This window comes from Methylobacterium sp. CM6244 (assembly GCF_054817885.1).
Map to the genome: position 1 here is coordinate 3,498,040 of NZ_CM139247.1, position 19,103 is coordinate 3,517,142.

The 19,103-nt window shown below is 62.8% G+C and carries 9 protein-coding genes; 5 read left to right on the forward strand and 4 right to left on the reverse strand.

Annotated features, from left to right (window positions below; translation table 11 throughout):
- The first annotated feature begins 108 nt into the window (after nt 1–108).
- Nucleotides 109–2,700, forward strand: a complete 2,592-nt coding sequence (locus ACYQML_RS16360; RefSeq protein ID WP_461233411.1) for a sensor domain-containing phosphodiesterase — start codon at nt 109–111, stop codon at nt 2,698–2,700.
- Between the two features lie 613 nt (nt 2,701–3,313).
- Here the strand turns inward: ACYQML_RS16360 and ACYQML_RS16365 are convergent.
- Nucleotides 3,314–3,760 (reverse strand): cupin domain-containing protein, encoded by a 447-nt coding sequence (locus ACYQML_RS16365; protein ID WP_461233412.1) that lies wholly within the window; start codon nt 3,758–3,760, stop codon nt 3,314–3,316.
- Nucleotides 3,761–3,862: 102 nt separating this feature from the next.
- Between ACYQML_RS16365 and ACYQML_RS16370 the strand changes: the two genes are divergently transcribed.
- Both ACYQML_RS16370 and ACYQML_RS16375 read left to right on the forward strand, forming a co-directional pair.
- Entirely contained in the window at nt 3,863–4,783 is a 921-nt protein-coding gene (locus tag ACYQML_RS16370; protein ID WP_461233413.1) for a LysR family transcriptional regulator, read from the forward strand.
- A gap of 127 nt (nt 4,784–4,910) precedes the next feature.
- Entirely contained in the window at nt 4,911–5,825 is a 915-nt protein-coding gene (locus ACYQML_RS16375; protein WP_461233414.1) for an alpha/beta fold hydrolase, read from the forward strand.
- 1,130 nt (nt 5,826–6,955) lie between these two features.
- Here the strand turns inward: ACYQML_RS16375 and ACYQML_RS16380 are convergent.
- Nucleotides 6,956–7,372, reverse strand: a complete 417-nt coding sequence (locus ACYQML_RS16380) for an ester cyclase (protein ID WP_461233415.1) — start codon at nt 7,370–7,372, stop codon at nt 6,956–6,958.
- A 160-nt stretch (nt 7,373–7,532) separates the two neighbouring features.
- Entirely contained in the window at nt 7,533–9,695 is a 2,163-nt protein-coding gene (locus tag ACYQML_RS16385) for a molybdopterin-containing oxidoreductase family protein (protein ID WP_461233416.1), read from the reverse strand.
- Between the two features lie 240 nt (nt 9,696–9,935).
- On the opposite strand from ACYQML_RS16385, the gene pdxR reads away from it, so the two are divergent.
- The gene (pdxR, locus tag ACYQML_RS16390) at nt 9,936–11,423 is read left to right on the forward strand and encodes a MocR-like pyridoxine biosynthesis transcription factor PdxR (protein WP_461233417.1); all 1,488 of its coding nucleotides are present in this window, start codon (nt 9,936–9,938) and stop codon (nt 11,421–11,423) included.
- A 760-nt stretch (nt 11,424–12,183) separates the two neighbouring features.
- On the opposite strand, the gene ACYQML_RS16395 is transcribed toward pdxR, so the two are convergent.
- Complete coding sequence (locus tag ACYQML_RS16395; protein ID WP_461233418.1) at nt 12,184–12,447, reverse strand: DUF551 domain-containing protein; 264 nt, start codon at nt 12,445–12,447, stop codon at nt 12,184–12,186.
- Between the two features lie 540 nt (nt 12,448–12,987).
- Here ACYQML_RS16395 and ACYQML_RS16400 point away from each other — a divergent pair.
- Complete coding sequence (locus ACYQML_RS16400) at nt 12,988–19,008, forward strand: peroxidase family protein (RefSeq protein WP_461233419.1); 6,021 nt, start codon at nt 12,988–12,990, stop codon at nt 19,006–19,008.
- The last annotated feature ends 95 nt before the right edge of the window (nt 19,009–19,103 follow it).

Consider the following 19,103-nt stretch of genomic DNA (forward strand, 5'->3'; position numbering starts at 1 on the left):
GCCGGCAGTATCAAGGATCGATTAACTCGCCATCGGCGAGACATCACTTTTAGTTTTTCGAAGATCGTGGATCGCCCGATCCTGGAGTCTACGCCGAGGGACATCTCCTTGTCGCGCCCCGCCAACGAAACCGAGCGCCTCGCCGCCCTGCGCGACCTGAACATCCTCGATACCGCACCGGAGACCCAGTTCGACGCGATCTGCCGAACGGCCAAGGTCCTGTTCGGAACGCCAATCGCGCTGGTCTCGCTACTCGACGAGGACCGGCAGTGGTTCAAGGCACGCTGCGGAATGAGCGACGACGGGACGTCCCGGGACATCGCGTTCTGCAACCATACCATTCTGGCTGACGAGGTCCTCGTCGTCGAGGATGCGCGGGAGGATGCCCGGTTCAGGACGAACCCCCTTGTCATGGGAGAGCCACGCATCCGTTTCTATGCCGGTGCACCGCTGATCCTGAGGTCCGGCATCCGGGTCGGATCGCTTTGCATCATCGACACCAAACCACGACGCTTCTCGACAGAGCAGGCCAACCAACTTCGCGACCTGGCCGAGGTCGTCACCGCGAACCTGCGCGTCTACCAGGATCGGACCGAGCATCGCCGCGTGGCGTCGACGCTGGCGGATACCGATGATGCCCTGCGCGACGCAAAAAGCCGCTACGCCTCGCTCGCCGATGCCCTGCCGCAGATGGTCTGGACCGTCTCGCCCGAAAAACGCGTCACCGCCTACAGGAACGCAAGCTTCCGCACCTACTACGGCGAGACCGAAAGGTCGGGCGGGCGAACTCACAGCCGCAACCATCCGGGCGACGTCGAGCGCATGTCGAACGCCTGGGAGGCCGCGGTTTCAAGCAAGCAGGCTTTCGAGCTCGAAGGTCGCCTCAGGCGGCATGACGGGGACTACCGCTGGCACCGCATCGTCATGATCCCCATCCAGCGCAGCGGAGAGGTGATCGAGTGGCTCGGTACGGCGCTCGATATCGACCACATCATCGCGGCACAGAACGCGCTGAAGGCGACCGGAGACCTCCTGCGTCTCGCCCAGGAGGCGGCCGAGGCGGGCATCTGGGAGTGGGACATGCGCGACGACGTCGTCCGGCTCTCGCCTATGAGCGCCCGCATGCACAACCTTCCGATCCCGGTCGGCCAGGACGCTATGGAGATCCCGCTGGCCGATTGGAAGGCGCAGGTCCATCCCGAGGACCTTCCGGGGGTCTGGGACGAGGTCAAGCGAGCCATCGCGGACCGGTCCACGTACAGCTGCGAGTTCCGCGTCGCCAACCCTGCCGTCCCGGCCGAGCCACGATGGATGCAGTCTTTCGGACGCATGCTCGACGACGAGACCGGCGAGCCCGCCCGCTGCGTCGGCCTCCAGATCGACATTACGGATCGAAAGGTCTCCGAGGCACGCATCGCCCACGTCGCGAGCCACGACAACCTCACCGACCTGCCCAATCGTATGGTCTTCCACGCCACCCTCGAAAGATGCCTCGCGGATATCGGAAACGGTCCAGCCGCGTTGCTCTGCCTGGATCTTGACCGCTTCAAGACCGTCAACGATACCCTCGGACACCATGCCGGGGACGGGCTCCTGCGGGTCGTCGCAGACCGTTTGAGGGACTCGGTCGGGAATGACGGCGTCATCGCCCGCCTCGGTGGGGACGAGTTCGCGATCATCCTGCCGGAGACCGGGGTTGAGGACGCGCAAGCGCTCGCACGGACCGTCATCGACGCCATCGGCCAACCCATCCATCTTGGCAGCCAGGTCGTGACCATCGGCGCAAGCGTCGGGATCGCGCACGCACCGGAGCATGGACTGGAGGTGGAGCTCCTGCATCACCACGCCGACCTGGCCCTCTACCGGGCGAAGGCCGCCGGACGGAACAGCTTGCAAGTCTACACCCAGGGAATGGACGAAGCGCTGGAGGACCGGAACAAGCTTGAGTTCGACATGCACCTGGCCCATCGGAAGGGTGAGTTCCGGCTGCATTACCAGCCCGTCGTCGCGCTGGCGGACGGGCACGTCCGTGCCTTCGAGGCTCTGATGCGCTGGCCGCATCCGACCCGCGGGATGGTCTCGCCGGCCGAGTTCATCCCAATCGCCGAGGAGACCGGCCTGGTGGTTCCCCTCGGAGCCTGGGCCCTGGAGGAGGCTTGCCGCTTCGCCGCGTCGTGGCCGATCCAGGCGCGCATCGCCGTCAACGTCTCGGCGGTCCAGTTCCAGAGACCCGGCCTCGAAGCGGCGGTCGCGAACGCCCTTGCTGTCGCCGGTCTGGCGGCCGACAGGCTCGAACTGGAGATCACGGAGAGCCTGATGATCCAGGACAGCGACGCGGTCATCGCCTGCCTGCACAGGCTGAGGTCCATCGGCGTGCGGATCGCGCTGGATGATTTCGGGACAGGGTACTCCAGCCTAAGTTATCTTCGGCGCTTCCCGTTCGACAAGATCAAGATCGACCGGTCGTTCGTACGCGAGATCGATGACCCTGACGCGCAGGCCATCGTCCGCGCCGTGGTCAGCATCGGCGAGCGTCTCGGGACCGCGATCACCGCCGAGGGGGTCGAGACGGAGGATCAGCTCGCCCTTGTAACCCAGACGGGGTGCACGGAGGTCCAAGGCTTCCTCTTCGGTAGGCCGATGACACCGGAGCAGGCCCTGGCATTTATGAGGGAGCAAACGCCTCGGAAGGCGGCGTGAAGCCATACAGGTGCAAGTTAGCCTGAAGGCGCCGGACGCCAGCTAGGCCTTCAGATTTCCCGACGCAGGCATGCCAGTCCAGGAAACGGTCGGACGTGCTCAGTCTCGCGTTCGTCGCATCAGCGGCTGTGCACTTTGGCCCCACTCGGCATCGCAATCCCGGGGGCCTTCCGAAGCCTTATCGGGTTCTCGGATACTAAGTGACAGATCGGGTCGTCCCGGCCTCGGATGCGGCGAGACGCAGTGCTCGCCGTCAGTACTAAGCTGTTGCCCTGCATCGTCGCCATGAAGGCGTGCTGCCGCGTGCATCACAGCCGTGGGACCCCGATGTCACTGAGACCTTTCCCATCGAAGTTGCCCCGCAGCCTTGGCGCCCGCCCTCCCGTAAGCGTCATCTACGAAAACGTACATTGCTTCTTCGCATGTGTTAACGGACCCGTTCGACCTCAACTAAATATTCGGATCTACCATTCCCAGCCACGGTAGCGCACATGCCTCGATCAGGAAGGAAAGGTTGGGTAGAGTCTGTACCGTCGGACCTACGACAAGTTCGGGTGGCTTTCAGACTTGCAGCTTTTGGAAGGGCGATTTGCAAAAGCTGCCACCCCGCGCTTCAGGCGACCGCGGGTCCCCGGAATTCGATGCCGTGCGCAGCGCAGGCTGCAACCAGCGCCGCGACCCCCTCGTCGGTTGGCGCGGCTTGGGGTGGCAGGCCCTCGTCCTCTGCTGGTTGGGCTAGGCTGCGGATCATTTCTTCGAACCGACCTGTCGTCATCGACAGGAACCGGGCTTCGGGCGAGACCACACGGAACGAGTGCGGCGTCCCACCCGAGACTGTCAACGCGTCGCCCGGTGTCAGCTGGCGAACCTCATCTTCAATCTGCATGCGCACTTCACCCTGCAGGATGTAGAAGCTTTCATCCTCGTCGCGATGGACATGAAGCGGCACGGCAAAGCCTTCCGCCATGTGGTGCTCGATCAGCGTGAGCCCATCGGCATTGTCTTTCTGCGACAAATGGATGGTCAGGCGGGCGGTGGTAAACCAAAGGGCATCGGCCATGTAAACTTCCTGTCGGTGTGGTTGCGGTTCCCCAGAGCTACCGATTGCGATCCGCTGCGATAAGATCGATGATCGTACATCGCTTGGCGCATGAGCGGACACATGAAGAACACCGACCCGCTGGCTGGCATCATGGCGTTCCTTGCCGTCGCCGAGCGGGCGAGCTTCACGGCGGCAGCCGAAGACCTTGAGATGGGTCGTTCCGCAGTTGGTGCGCAGATCCGCGCCTTAGAGGCGCGGCTAGGCGTCCAGCTGCTGCAACGCTCCACGCGCGCCGTGCGGCTGACTGAAGCCGGCGCGGTCTACAGGGAGGCTCTCGCCGACCTCCAAGATCTTGTGCGGGATGCCGGGCAAGCGGCAACGGCCTTCCAGACCGAGGCGGTGGGCCGTCTGCGGATCGCGGCCCCTCCGGACCTGGGACCTGATCACGTCGCCCCGGTGGTCGCGCGCTTCCTGACCGAGAACGCGGCCGTCTCCATCGACCTTCAGCTTTCCACCGACGCGGTAGACCTGATCGGGGGGAGCTTTGATTTGGCGATCCGCGGTGCGCTTGCTGTCGAGCCTACGCTCGTCACGCGGCAGATCGGTGCGTCCCCGCTGATCGTGTGCGCATCCCCGTCCTACCTTGCCCGCTGCGGCGCGCCGGCGACCCCGCAGGTACTGGCGACACATGCCTGCCTTCATTTCTCCGAGCTGCGCTGGGGCCGCAACTGGCGTTTCGAGCGGGACGGTGAGGTGGCCGACGTGTCGATCCTGCCCCGGCTGGAATGCAACAACGGACCGACGCTGCTGGCCGCCGCCCTTGCAGGGGCGGGCATAGCGCTGGAGCCCGCCTTCGTAGTCGGTCCAGCCATACGCGCGGGCACACTCGTACCGGTTCTGACAGACTGGCGTCTGCCGGTCATACCGCTGCACGCTGCCTATCCGGCCAACCGCAACATCGCCAGCAAGGTGCGCAGCTTTGTGACCATGTTGGCGGCCGCCTTCGCTGGTCACCCCGATCTCGGTGGCACACCGTCGTGACCGGGACGGAAACGTCGTCAGCGGAGGTCTCTCGCATTTCTGATCCGCGGGATGACTAAACGATGCCTGCTTCCAGCGGCCCACGGCCGCCTGGGCAATTCACTTGTGCAGAAGACGGAGCACTGCAGTGGACCATATCCAGACCGAACTTCTCGACATCGCTTTCGAGAGCGGAGGCCCTCGGGATGGTCAACCGGTTCTGCTTCTGCACGGATGGCCGGATGATGCCACCGGCTGGCGAGGCGTCGCACCCCCACTGGAGGAGGAAGGCTATCGTTGGGTGGCCCCCTGGCTTCGTGGGTTCGGGCCGACACGCTTTCTTTCCGACCAAACTCCCCGCGACGGGACCGGCGTGGCGATCGCCCGGGACGCTCTCGATTTAATGGACGCGCTTGGCTGGAACCGCTGCGCGGTTGTCGGCCACGACTGGGGCGGTCGGGCTGCCTACATCCTAGCGGCACTCGCACCGGAGCGGGTATCCTCGATCACATCGCTTGCGATCGGTTACGCACCGCGCGGGCGCTTCGCCACGCCCTCGTTCGAGCAGAGCCGACGCTGGTGGTACCAGTGGTTCATGACGACCGACGTAGGCGCAGCGGCGGTCCGGGATGATCCGGAAAGCTTCGCGCGCATCCAGTGGGACACTTGGGGACCGACGGATTGGTTCGACGAAGCGGTGTTCGCGTCCGTGGCGGGCAGCTTCCGGAATCCAGATTGGGCTACAATCACGCTCCATGGCTATCGGAGCCGCTGGAAGCCGGAGGAACTAGATCCACGCTACACGTCCCTGCGCGAAGCGGTCGACGCGACGGAACTCCTCAATGTGCCCACGCTGATGATTCAGGGCGGTGCGGATCGATGCGACCCGCCGGGTGAATCGGAAGGCCAAGAGCGCTATTTCGCGAACGGCTATAAGCGGGTCGTTTTGGATGGTGTGGGCCATTTCCCAGCCCGCGAGGCCCCTCGAGCGGTATCTGACAGCATCATTGCCTATCTCGGTAGCCCTGGCGTCAAAACGAAGAGGAACGCCCTCGCCACTTAAAGGCAGAGCTTCAATCTATGCGATCTGCACGCACCTCATGGGGGATAGGGCATGTGCAGACGAGGAAGGCCAAGACAGAAGCATCAACGGCCGCTTCCAGCCCAGGCCGAATGTGATCTGAACGGCGAGGTTGGGTCGGGACCCGTCGGTCGGCTCTACGATCAGGATGGGTGGAAAGCGGCCGTACCCGGGTGCACTCTTTGGGTGGCGAACTGCCACGACGCAGGGCCATCGCGTCCAGTAGATAATTGGTGCATAAGAAAGTATCGCTGGCTTCGGTCCCGGCCGCCAGTGCCTGAGAGCAGCGAGCGCTCCCGCCCTGATCTCGCGGAGCACGTCTGTGTCTGACAGCAGGCCTTTAGCTATCCTCATTGCAGAGACTGACCCGCTCGTCCGTATGGTCACCGCCGACATGCTGACGGACATTGGTTATCAGGCCATAGAGGTCCGCACCGCCACCGAGGCATTGGAGGTGCTTCAAGGACCAGCCACCGTGCGCATGCTGATCACGGGGCGCAGGATTGTGGGCGATGGTGTTGCCCTCGCCCACCTAGTTCGCCACCGTTGGCCAAGTGTTGCCATCATTGTCACCTCGGGAGCTGGATCTGAGCTTCAGCACGAGTTGCCACCGGGTACGCGCTTGCTCCGTAAGCCGTACAAGTTTGCAGACCTCGTCCAAGAGGTAGAAGCCGGCCTCGTACAGGCGCGGGACGAGGCCTCGGCCGCTCCCGTAGTGCCGAGCGGCGTACCGCCCCATAGGGGATTAGACCTGGGCCACGGCGTGGGCGCCATTGCCGCTCCCTCGACCGAGCCGGACAAGACGTAATCTCCGTTCCGTCACGACCAGTCCGTTACCCGAGCCGTTAGCACGTAACTGAGACGCTCAGGGGCCTGATGAACAGGCACGAGGCCTAAGGGTTCGCTTTGGGTCGGGTCCAGCCCGTCCGCTGCATGACTGGTCTGGGTCGGGTCCCGATCGTCCGCTCTACGACCAAGCCGGGTGATTTTCGGCCCTCCCGCTTACGGAACCAGCCACAAGGAAAGCTGCCGCTCGCTCACCCGGATTGAGCGGTAACGGATGGCGACCTCGTCATACAGCTCGTTGGAAGAGGAGGCCGCCACCTTGAGGGCTATGCCCAACCAAGCTCCCTTACGGCCTGGGCGTCGTTCCAGATCTTCGTCATACCGACGATCCTGCCGCCCTCGAACTGCATGATGTGGACGTAATCGGTCGACGTGCTCTTGCCGGTCGGTGGGCACGGACCGCCTTCCCCGATATGGGTTCCGCGGAAGATACCGTAAGCAGCCACGTTCCGACGCTCCTCGTCCGTGGCGAAGGATTTCACTTCGTACCGACCGTCAGGGATGAAGGTCAGAAGCCCTTTCATCCACTCCGTATAGTCCCGTAGCGAGGTGACGCCAGCCAAGGCGTCGGCCTGGGCCGAGAAGGTCGCGTTAGGGCTGCAATAGCGCTCGCAAGCCTCCCAGCCACCACCCGTCTCGCAGGCGTCGAAGAAAGCTTTTGCAACCGTGGCGATGTCGCTCATGTCGGGGTCATTCCTTTGCCGTCGCTTCGGAGGCGGCCTGTCGTGGATGCCCGTCCGGGGGCAGGCTGCATAAAGCCTAGCCTCGTAAGCCCTCATCGAACGAAGCAAGTTCGTAGGCGCAGGCACCCTCTGGAGGGTGCCTGCGTGGAACGTCGCTCGGCTAGTTCGCCCGGGCGACCTCGACGAGGTTGTCAGAGAAGGACGGGGCGTGGCCCATGTCGGTGAAGGCGCCCGACGAGATGCTATTGACCGTGCCCTCGTTGAGCTGACGCCAGTAGCCGAGCGTCGCGACCACGATGCCGGCCTTCACGTCCTCGGTGATGCGCGCCACGCCCTTGAAGGCGCCGCGGTCGTTGGCGACCTGCACTCGGTCGCCCTCCCGGATGCCGCGCGCATCGGCGTCGTGCTGACTGATCATCACGAACTGCTCGCCCTGGCCCTTCTGCTTGTCTTCCATGTTCGCGTAGCACGAGTTCAGGAAATAGTGGCTCTTGGGCGAGACGATGTTGAGCGGGAAGCGCTTGGCCAGTGCCGGGTCGTTGGTGTGGGACTCGCGCGGGCCGAGGTAGTCGGGTAGCGGATCGAGCGCTTCGCCGGGCTGGAAGCCCTCGTACATCTGCCGGAACGGTGGCGCGACGAAGTTGGTGGCTCCCTCGACCATGAACATGCACTTGCCGGTCGGCGTCGGGAAGTTGCCCTCCCGGTGCGGAGCCCGGTCGTCGGGCGTGCCGACTTTCAAGCGGGCAAAGCCATGCTCACGCATGTACTGGAGGTCGATGCCCTCGCAGGCCGGGGCGTTCCAGTCGACGTAGTGCGCCAGGCACTCCGTGTCGGTCCACTTGAAGTTCTCTTCCTCGAAGCCGAGCCGGGCGGCGAGCTGGCGGAAGATCTCGTTGTTCGGGATAGCCTCGCCGGGCGCATCCGCGCACTTGGTGTTGTAGGTCAGGTAGAGGTGGCCCCACGACAGGATCATGTCCTCCATCTCCGCCCCCATCGTGGCGGGAAGCACGATGTCGGCGTAGGATGCCGTGTCGGAGATGAAGTGCTCGGCGGAGACCATAAACAGGTCCTCGCGCATCAACCCGGCGACGATCTTGTCGGTCTCGGGCGCCTGCGTGACGGGGTTCGAGTTCCAGCACATCATCGACATGATCGGCGGGTCGAGCTTCAGCTCGCCGGTGAGCGCGCGTCCGATCTGGAGATTGCTGACCACGCGGGTGCCCTCCGGGATCAGGTCGGGCCGGCACATCACGTCGAACTTGTAGGGGTGCTCCCACACGCCGAACTGCGTGACGCCGCCTCCGACATGGCGCCAGGCGCCCGTCAGCGCCGGGATGGACGACACCGCCCGGATGGTCTGGCCGCCGCCGTAGTGCCGCTCCAGCGCTACGCCCATGCGGATGCCCACCGGTTGCTCGGTCGCCATCTCGCGGGCGAGCTTGCGGATGTCCTCGGCCGGGACGCCGGTGATCTCGGCGGCCCATTCGGGCGTGCGGGTGCTGGCCCGCTCCTTCAGTTCCTCGAAGCCGACCGTGTAGTTGTCGACGTAGTCCTGGTCGACGAGGCCCTGTTCGATGATCGAGTTGATCAGCGCCATGGCGAGCGCGCCGTCCGTGCCGGGCTTCGGGGCGATGTGCCAGTCGGCCGCCTTGGCCGTGCGCGAGGCGTAGGTGTCGATGACGACGACCTTGGCACCCTTCTTCTGGGCGTCCTTGACGATGGCCCAGTGATGCAGGTTCGTGCTGACGGAGTTGCAGGCCCAGATCACGATGTACTTGGAGTGGATGTAGCTGTCCGGATCGAGGCCGGCGGTCGGGCCGACCGTGAGCAGCCAGGCCGTGCAGGAGCCTTCGCCGCAGAAGGTTCGCTCCATCACGGTGGCGCCCATGCGGTTGAAGAAGGCATCGCCGCCGTTCAGCCCGTGCACGAGGCCCTGGTTGCCGAGGTAGCTGTAGGGCGCGATGGCCTCGGGGCCGTACTGGTCGATGATCGCCTTCCAGCGCGTCACGATGGTGTCCAGCGCCTCGTCCCAGGTGATGCGCTCGAACTGCTTGGAGCCCTTCGGCCCGACCCGCTTCATCGGGTAGAGCAGCCGGTCCGGGTGGTAGTGGCGCTTCTCGTAGTCCTTCAGCTTCACGCAAAGGCCGCCGCGGGTCATCGGATGATCCGGGTTGCCCCGCGCACCGAGCAGCTCCCCGTCCTTGACCTCGAAGATCATTGAGCAGGTGTCCGGGCAGTCGTGCGGGCAGCCGCCGAAGAAGGTCTCGGTCAGGCTCTCGGCCTGGGCGACTATCAGGGAGTCGGGCTTGACGATCTCGTTCATGTTTCCTCCACGGCCGAGCGTCCTGCCTTATTTTTCTGGCAGGCCGGCCCAGTGCGTCAGCAGAATGCACTCAAGTGCAAACAATTCCAAATTTTGGTCCGGTGGAAGGGCCAAAAGAGCGTTGGACCATGGTGCCAACTGTTTTGTTGCGGATCGGGGCCGTGCGCCTGAGATTTGGTTCGTTGCCGCAGGGACGGGTTACGCCACAGCAAGCAGGCGATATCGGGCAGGATGGAACGTGTGGAACTGACGCTCACGCTGGACGCCAAGTCCGATAAGCCGCTCCAAGCGCAGGTTTTCGACCAGGTTCGGGAGATCATCCTGGACGGTCAGATCAAGGCCGGCATGGCACTGCCTCCGAGTCGCCTACTGGCGGAGCGACTCCGGGTATCCCGCAACACGGTGATGTTGGCCTACGAACGCCTTGCGGCGGAGGGCTACGTCAAGGCGCGCGGCACGGCGGGCCTATTCGTCGAGCCGATCTCACCGGACAGTCTTCTACTGATCCAACAGGGCAGTCGGTCGTTCACGAACGGCCCGGTGCCGGACGTGTCGAGCGAGCCCCTGCTTTGCTTCGCAGGTTCGCCCGGCGGGGGCGGCGACCGGCCCGAACTCGATTTCTGGGTTGGGCGGTCCGATCCGGCGGGGTTCCCGCTGGCCATCTGGCGCCGGATCGTAACGCGGCTCCTGGCGCGGGAGACGGCCTACCTTACCGATTACTGCGATCCGGCCGGCCTCCCGGATTTGCGCATGGCCATCAGCACGCACCTACGGCGCGCCAGAGCGGTGGCTGTGACCGAGGATCAGGTCATCGTGACCACGGGTGGGCAGGACGCCCTCAACCTCGTGTTCAACCTGCTGAAGGGACATACCCGGCAGCTCTGCATCGAGAACCCCTGCTACCTCGGAGCCTCGCTGATCTTTAGGAACGTCGGCTTGGAGATCCATCCTGTGCCGGTCGACGGCGAGGGCCTGCGCACGGACCTTTTGCCCACGGCCAAGGGCAGCCTGCTCTACGTGACGCCGTCGCACCAGTTCCCCACCGGAGCCACCATGCCTCTGACGCGGCGCCTGGCCCTGCTGCGATGGGCGGAGGAAACCGACAGCTACATCGTCGAGGACGATTACGACAGCGACTTCCGGTACGACGGGCCGCCACTGACGGCCCTGGCCGGTCTCGACGGCGGCCGACGCGTCTTCTACGCCGGGACGTTCTCGAAGTCCGTAGGCGCCGGCCTGCGCATCGGCTTCGCCACGGTCCCGCGCATGTTCTGGGACGAGGCGCGGATGCTGAAGGCACGGATGAGCAACGGCCAGGCCTGGCTTGAGCAGGCCGCGCTCGCCGCCTTCATCGACGAGGGGCACTTCGACCGGCACCTGCGCCGCCTGAGGCAGGTCTACAAGGCGCGGCGGGACTGCCTCGTCGGGGCGCTGCGCAAGACGTTCGACGGGGCCGTCGTCCTCGGCGGCGAGAGCGGCCTCCATCTGGTCTGGCGCCTCCCGCTCGGCTTTCCGCCCGCACGGCAGATCCAGCTGCTCGCGCGCGAGCAGGGCATCGGGGTCTATGCCCTTTCGAGCGGGGCCGCCTACGATTTCGACCCCGGGGCACGGGACGACATGTTGGTCTTCGGATACTCATCGCTCAACGAGACGCAGATCGAGACAGCAGTCGGCGAGTTGCAGCAGATATTGCTTGGGCAAGCAGACCGCGGCGAAGGCACGGTCTAGGTCTGCTTTAGAGCACGCGACGAAATGACTTCTTCGGCATAGTTGGGTCGGCAACAGTCGTCCGCTTCCAGACTGCCATCGGTGAAGCGAACCTTTTTGATCGGCCGAATCTGCCCCTTAGCGGAAGCCGGGAACGTCCGCTTGCAGGCTACTCTGTGAGGCAGAGACCTACGACCGGGTTAGGTGGGTTTGCGACGGTCCGGTTTGAAGCGACGAGATCTAAGAAACGGACGTTCGAACCAGGCCGCGAATCGACAGCTTAGCGCATATAGCCGCTGTCCAGCCGACGCTGGCAGCACCTCGATAGCGGACGCTGCGGGAGTGAGAGCTTTGGATCCGGATCGTGCCGTGAACGGAAGTAGGTCGGCTACCCACAGACGGACGTTCGGTGTCACTTTTAAGAATGATGATAGCCAGGGTAAGCTGTTTCATAAAGCAGTTCTGACGGGAGAAGGCGTCCACCCTTCCGCACACTAACCATACAGTCTTTCCTGCCGCCGAATCACGCAGAAATAATTTGAATAGACTCAAACTTGTCGTTAACACGTTTATTTTCATATATTGCTATGCGATATATAGATTGATTATTATTGATCTAGAATGTCTTCCAAAACATCCTCAAATTTTGAATTAATATTCACTCTGCATTCGCTGTAATTTACTCGTCGTTTTTAATTTATAATAGATTCGAAAATAGCAGATCAATACAGTCGAAAATTGTCGCTGCAAAAATGAGCACAAAGGATGGATCTTCGATTTCTCACCTTCCTCCATCTTTCTCCCTTTTCCGGCGTAGACGAGGCGGGGGATCTCCGGTCTGAAACGGTTGAGGCAACGGCATCCAATGCGTTGGCTGAGGATCCAGCCGCGGATCGAGGTTGTCCGGCACAGTGGAGTCGTTCCATCCATCGTCTGCCAGCCACGCCAAGGTAACCAATCCATTTGGGCAGGAAACAAGAAAATCTTTGCATGTCTTGGGTTTGGCTGTGTCGATCGGCTGCCAGTCGCCTATTACCCTGTCCATCTTTGGTTACCCTCGCGGCGTCGGCCCTCATGCAGTGTTCAGTGACGGATTCTTTCGGTGCCTCTACGATGATGCTCGCGTGCGGGCTCAGCCGTTAGATCAATTCGGTATTAACAACCGATCGCACCACAAGCATGGCCGCGTTGGTGGCTGGCTCGTGCAGGGAAATCGCCAGCATTACTCTCCCGGAGGGCGAGCCGTTGCCGCCCCTTCGGCATGGTCGGTACTAGGCAAAATGCTCTGTCGACCACCTATTTCGGACTATATGCCGAAATATGCGCTAGATTATCGCCCTGAAGCATGAAGTAATACCGACATAGGCATTTGATTGCCGCGATTTCTATATTTATTTTCACTTGTTGCGCTGATGGCTCTTCAATTGAGCGATTCATCTGCGCGCTTATAAGCATTGAACTCATATTTCTTGAATATATCAAAGATGCATAGAGCGTAATATTTAAAAAGCTCGAGCGGTTGAAAGACTCGAAGGTCAAATATAATCGCGTAAAAATCGAATACTTTCGATCAGGGGAGGGAGCAATGACTACAAGTTTCATTGTCAATCAAGATGATCTCAGCTTCATACTCAAGCAGATCAAGATCGCGGAGGCGCATGCCGACGGCAAGACGATGACGGCAGCGATTCAGTCTGTCTATGTCGGCCTGTCTGACGCCGATGCCGCCTTAACGCCCTACGGCCTGCGCACGGTCGATGGTCAGGACAACAACCTCCTACAGCCCGAATACGGTGCCGGCGATAATCCGTTCCCGCGCCTGCTCGACCCGGTCTTCATGAATGACGACGACGGGGACACGATGCCTCTCGGTCCTCCTGGATCGGGCGCCCCTACGATAACTAACACAGATTATGGTATCTCCAGCAGCGTCGCCGACGCGGATCCGCGCATCATCTCCAATCTCATCGCCAACATGACGGTCGACAACCCGGCGGCCCTCGACGCCTGGTTCAACAATCCCCTCTCGCTCGCGGCCTTCGAGGCGGATCATCCCGGAAAGGTTCCGATCCGCCCCGGGGAGACACCGACGGGCAACCAGCGGGTCGTCACCAACGCTGACATCGCCCAGATCCCGAACCAGTCACCCGATATCGGTCTGTCCCCGGGCTTCAATTCTTGGATGACTTTCTTCGGCCAGTTCTTCGACCATGGGCTGGATCTCGTCACCAAGGGCAATAACGGTACAGTCTATATTCCGTTGCAGCCCGACGACCCGCTTTACGTACCGGGCAGCCCAACCAACTTCATGGCGCTGACGCGGGCGACCGTGACGCTCGATGCGAACGGCGTCCCGCAGCATGAGAACACGACGACATCGTTCGTCGACCAGAACCAGACCTATACATCACATGCTTCTCATCAGGTCTTCCTGCGCGAATACGAGAAGAATACGCTCGGCCATGCGGTCTCGACCGGGCGCCTCCTCGACGGCAAGACGAGCAACGGATCCCTCGACGGCGCAATCGGGAACTGGGCCGAGGTCAAGGCCCAGGCGCTCGAGATGCTGGGCATCCGGCTCGGCGATTTCGACGTCCACAACGTGCCGCTCCTCAAGACCGACCAGTATGGTCGCTTCATTCCCGGCGAGAACGGCTACGCTCAGCTGGTCATGGCGCCGGACGCCACGCACGACACCCCCTGGTTCAAGGAAGGAACCGCCGCGGGCATCGCCACGGCGGGGTCCATCGGCACCAACCACGCCTTCCTCAACGACATCGCGCATCACGCCGAGCCGGTCTTCGTCGATCACGACCACAATCTGGGAACTCCGAAGCTGCAACAGGTCGCCGATGTCGACCGCCTCGATTTCAATGGCGACGGCGTCAGCAACGCGGCCGACCTCGCTGCCGGAGCGGGCGTCATCCGGGATGCGAACCAGAGCGGTGGCATCGATCTCGACGATCTGAAGGACCTCAATCTCGACGGCAGGATCGATGCGGCCGATCTCGTGGCCGACGACCGGAATCCGCTGACCTACGACAACGAAATGCTCGACGCGCATTTTGTGACCGGCGACGGGCGCGGCAACGAGAACGTCGCCCTCACCGCAGTGCATTCCGTCTTCCATTCGGAGCACAACCGTCTGGTCGAGGAGAACAAGGCCACGATTCTCGCCACCGGCGACATCGATTTCATCAACGAATGGCTGACGAAGGACATCACGCAGATCCCTCCGTCCGCCTCAGGACTCGAATGGGACGGTGAACGCCTCTTCCAAACCGCGCGCTTCGTCACCGAAATGCAGTACCAGCATCTCGTCTTCGAGGAATTTGCGCGCCGCGTTCAGCCGAACGTCGATCCGTTCGTCTTCACCAACAGCGCGGACATCGACCCATCGATCATGGCCGAGTTCGCGCATGTGGTCTACCGCTTCGGCCATTCGATGCTCACCGGGACGGTGGACCGGCTCGACAACGACCTGAACTCCGTCAACGGCGACAACGCCCAGGCAACGTTGATCGAAGCGTTCCTCAATCCGCAGATGTATGTCGGTACGGCCCATGATCTCGCCGCGACGAACGGTGCCATCATCCGGGGCCTGACCCGCGACGTGGGAAACGAGATGGACGAGTTCATCGTCCAGGACGTGCGCAGCAACCTGCTCGGCCTGCCGCTCGATCTGGCGGCGCTGAATATCGCCCGCGCCCGCGACACCGGTGTGCCTTCGCTCAACGAGACCCGCAAGCAGCTCTATACTGATTTCGGCGACCCCGATCTCAAACCTTATACGAGCTGGGCAGACTTCGCACAGCACATCAAGAATCCCACCTCGATCATCAACTTCATCGCCGCCTACGGGACCCATGCGACCATCACCGGCGCGACGACGGTCGATGCCAAGCGCGTTGCGGCCATGGAACTGGTCCTGGGGGTGGACGAGAATGGTAGCGGCGTCGCGGGCGATCGACTCGATTTCCTGAACGCGACCGGCGACTATGCAGGCGGCAACCTCGGGGGTCTCAACACGGTCGATCTCTGGATTGGCGGCCTGGCCGAGGAGCTGAACGAGTTCGGCGGCATGCTGGGCTCGACCTTCAACTTCGTCTTCGAATACCAGATGGAGCATCTGCAGAACGGCGACCGGCTCTACTACCTAAGCCGCACACAGGGATTGAACCTGCTCAACAATCTCGAGCCGAATACCTTCACCGATCTGGTGATGCGCAACACTGATCTGGGCGGGCTCTACTCCACCCACCTCAACGGCTCGCTTTTCACCACGCCGGATCACATCCTCGAACTCGACCGCGGCATCGCTCAGGAGGGCACGGATCCGACCTGGGACAGGGCATCGCAACAGGCGATCGATCCCAAGGTCGTGCGCAGTTACACCGGCGCCACGATCACCGTCGACGGTAAGGTGCATGACGTCGGCGGCACGCTCAAGGTGAGCGGCGGCGAGCATTTCGTCCTCGGAGGCACCGAGGGCAACGACAAGCTCTACGGCGACAAGGGCATCGACACCCTCTGGGGCGACGGCGGCGACGATTACCTCAATGCCGGCATGGAATCCGACAACGTCTTCGGCGGCGATGGCGACGATATCATCGAGGATCCATTCGGTGACGACGTGCTGCGGGGCAACCTCGGCAACGACGTTATCAACGGCGGCACGGGCCTCGATCTGCTGTTCGGCGATGCCGGTCAGGATTTCATCATGGGTACCAGCGACACCAAGGAGGTGTTTGCCGGGCTGGGCAACGATTTCATCCTCGGCGGCAGCGCCCCCGACAACCTGATGGGCAACGAAGGCGACGACTGGATCGAGGGCGGCGAAGGCTTCGACGGGCTCTCGGGGGAGAACTCGCAGCTCTTCTTCAACAGTACCATCGTGGGCCACGACGTCCTGAACGGTCAGGGGAACGATACGGATTACGATGGCGAGAACGGCGACGACATCATGGTCGAAGGGCCGGGCATCCAGCGCAACAACGGTATGGAGGGGTTCGACTGGTCGATCCACAAGGGCGATCCGAACGCGGCGGATTCCGATCTCGGCATCCGCGTCTTCGACAACCGGGAGAACATCATCCTGCGAGACCGCTTCGATTCCGTCGAAGGCCTGTCGGGATGGAAGTTCAACGACACCCTGACCGGTGCTTCCAAGCTCGTGATCGGTGAGAATTTCGTCAACGTGCTCACCCAGGCGGGCGTCGACAGGATCACCGGCCTGCGCGGCCTTCTCGACGTGGCGCCGGGCCTGCCGAACGCTGTGGTCTTCGACCCGAGCGGAGGGGCCGGTATCGGCAGCACGGGCGGCGAGATCCTTCTCGGCGGCGCGGGCAGCGACCTGATCCGCGGCAATCTCGGCAGCGATTTCATCGACGGCGATGCCTGGCTCAACGTCCGGATCGCGGTTCATGCGAACAAGGACGGCAGCGGCGCCGTCATTCGCTCGGTGGACAGCCTGAACGAGATCAAGGCGCAGATGTTGTCCGGGGCGATCAATCCCGGTCAGCTCGGCATCGTCCGCGAGATCGTCGCCACGGGCGTGGGCGTCAACGACGTCGACACCGCCGTCTTCTCGGGCGATGTCGCGGATTACACGATCAGCGGACCCGATGGCGGCGGACGCCGCACCGTGACCGACAACGTCGGTACGGATGGCACCGATACGATCCGCAACATCGAGCGGCTGCAATTCGCCGATCAGACCATCACGATCAGCGGGACCAACGCCATCGCGACCGGGGCGGTGACGATCAACGATGCGACGCCCACCGAGAAGCAGGTCCTCACCGCGGCGGTTCTGAGCCTTAACGATCTCAATGGGATCAGGCCGGGCACCCTGGTGCTGACATGGCAGTCCTTCGACGGGACCGACTGGCGCGACATCCCCGGCGCAACCGGCGCGACCTTCACGCCCGGCGACCTCCAGGCAGGTCAGTCTCTGCGCGTTGTCGCGAGTTTCATGGATGGTCTCGGTGTTCCCGAACGGCTCATATCGGACCCGACCGCGCCTGTCATCGCCATCAACGATACACCAACCGACATTGTCGGCGGACCGCTTTCATCCGACGAGAACCGGGTCAATAGCTCCGTCATCGGAAGCGTCGTCGGTGTCGACGCCGATACGGCCGTCCTGACCTATGCCCTGCTGGACGATGCCGGCGGCCGCTTCGCGATCGACAATACGGGGAGGATCGTCATCGCCGACCGGACGCTGATCGATTTCGAGCAGACGCCGAGCCACGACATCACGGTGTCCGTCAGTGATGGGTCATTCACCATCACAAAAACCTTCACGATCACGATCAATGATGTCGCCCCGGAATCCGTGACGGGCGATGGCCGGGCCAACATCATCCGGGCGGGCACGGGCAACGACGTCCTCGACGGTCTCGGAGGAGCGGATACCCTCTCTGGAGGGTCGGGGAACGACATCTACTACGTCGATCAGCTGGGCGATGTCGTCCACGAGGTGGCCGGGGCTGGGGCCGACAAGATCTACGCGAGCGGCAATTACACCCTGGGGGCTGGTGAAGCCGTCGAGACCCTCATCGTCAGGGCCGGCACGCTGGGCATCAGCCTCGGCGGTAATGGTCTTGCGAACACGCTCCATAGCGGTGCCGGTGCCGATACTCTCAGCGGCCTTTCCGGCAACGACATCTACTACGTCAACGGCGCAAGCGACGTCGTGCACGAAGTGGCGGGGGGCGGAACCGACAAGATTTACGCCAGCAGTAATTTTACCCTGGGGGCGGGTGAAGCGGTCGAGACCCTGATCGCCAAGGCAGGAAACCTCGGCATCAACCTCGGCGGCAACGAGCTCGTTAACAGGCTCTACAGCGGTGCCGGTTCTGATACTCTGAGCGGCTTTGGCGGCAACGACATCTACTACGTCAACGGCGTGAACGACGTCGTCCACGAGGCGGGCGGGGCTGGAACCGACAAGATCTACGCCAGCAGCAATTTCACCCTGGGGGCGGGTGAATCGGTCGAGACCCTGATCGCCAAGGCAGGAAACCTCGGCATCAACCTCGGCGGCAACGAGCTCGTCAACACGCTCTACAGCGGTGCCGGTTCCGATACTCTGAGTGGCTTTGGCGGCAACGACATCTACTACGTCAACGGCGTGAACGACGTCGTCCACGAGGCGGGCGGGGCTGGAACCGACAAGATCTATGCCAGCAGCAATTTCACCCTGGGGGCGGGTGAATCGATCGAGACCCTCATCGCCAAGGTCGGCGGCCTGAGCCTCACCGGCAACGAGCTCGCCAACACGCTCGTCGGGAGCAGCGGCGGAGATCGCCTGAACGGTGACCTCGGGAACGATACCCTGAAAGGGGGCGCCGGAAACGACACCTTCGTGTTCGCATCCGGGTTCGGATCGGACCGGATCGTTGGCTTCGATGCCGACTCGGCCGGTGGCCAGGATGTCATGGACCTGACGGGCCTCGGCATCACGGGGGCCAGCTTCGCCAGCGAAGTTGCGATCACTCAGGCCGGTGCCAACACCGCCGTCGTGATCGGGGCCGACACGATCCTGCTCCTCGGCGTCAACGCCACCACCGTCACGCAGACCGACTTCCACCTGCTTTAGCCGCAGCCGGTCGAACCCGTCGCGTACACGACCAGTATCGGCGACTTGTTTTAGACCGATGAACGCCGACGAAAGTCGGCGAACACCCCCGGTTA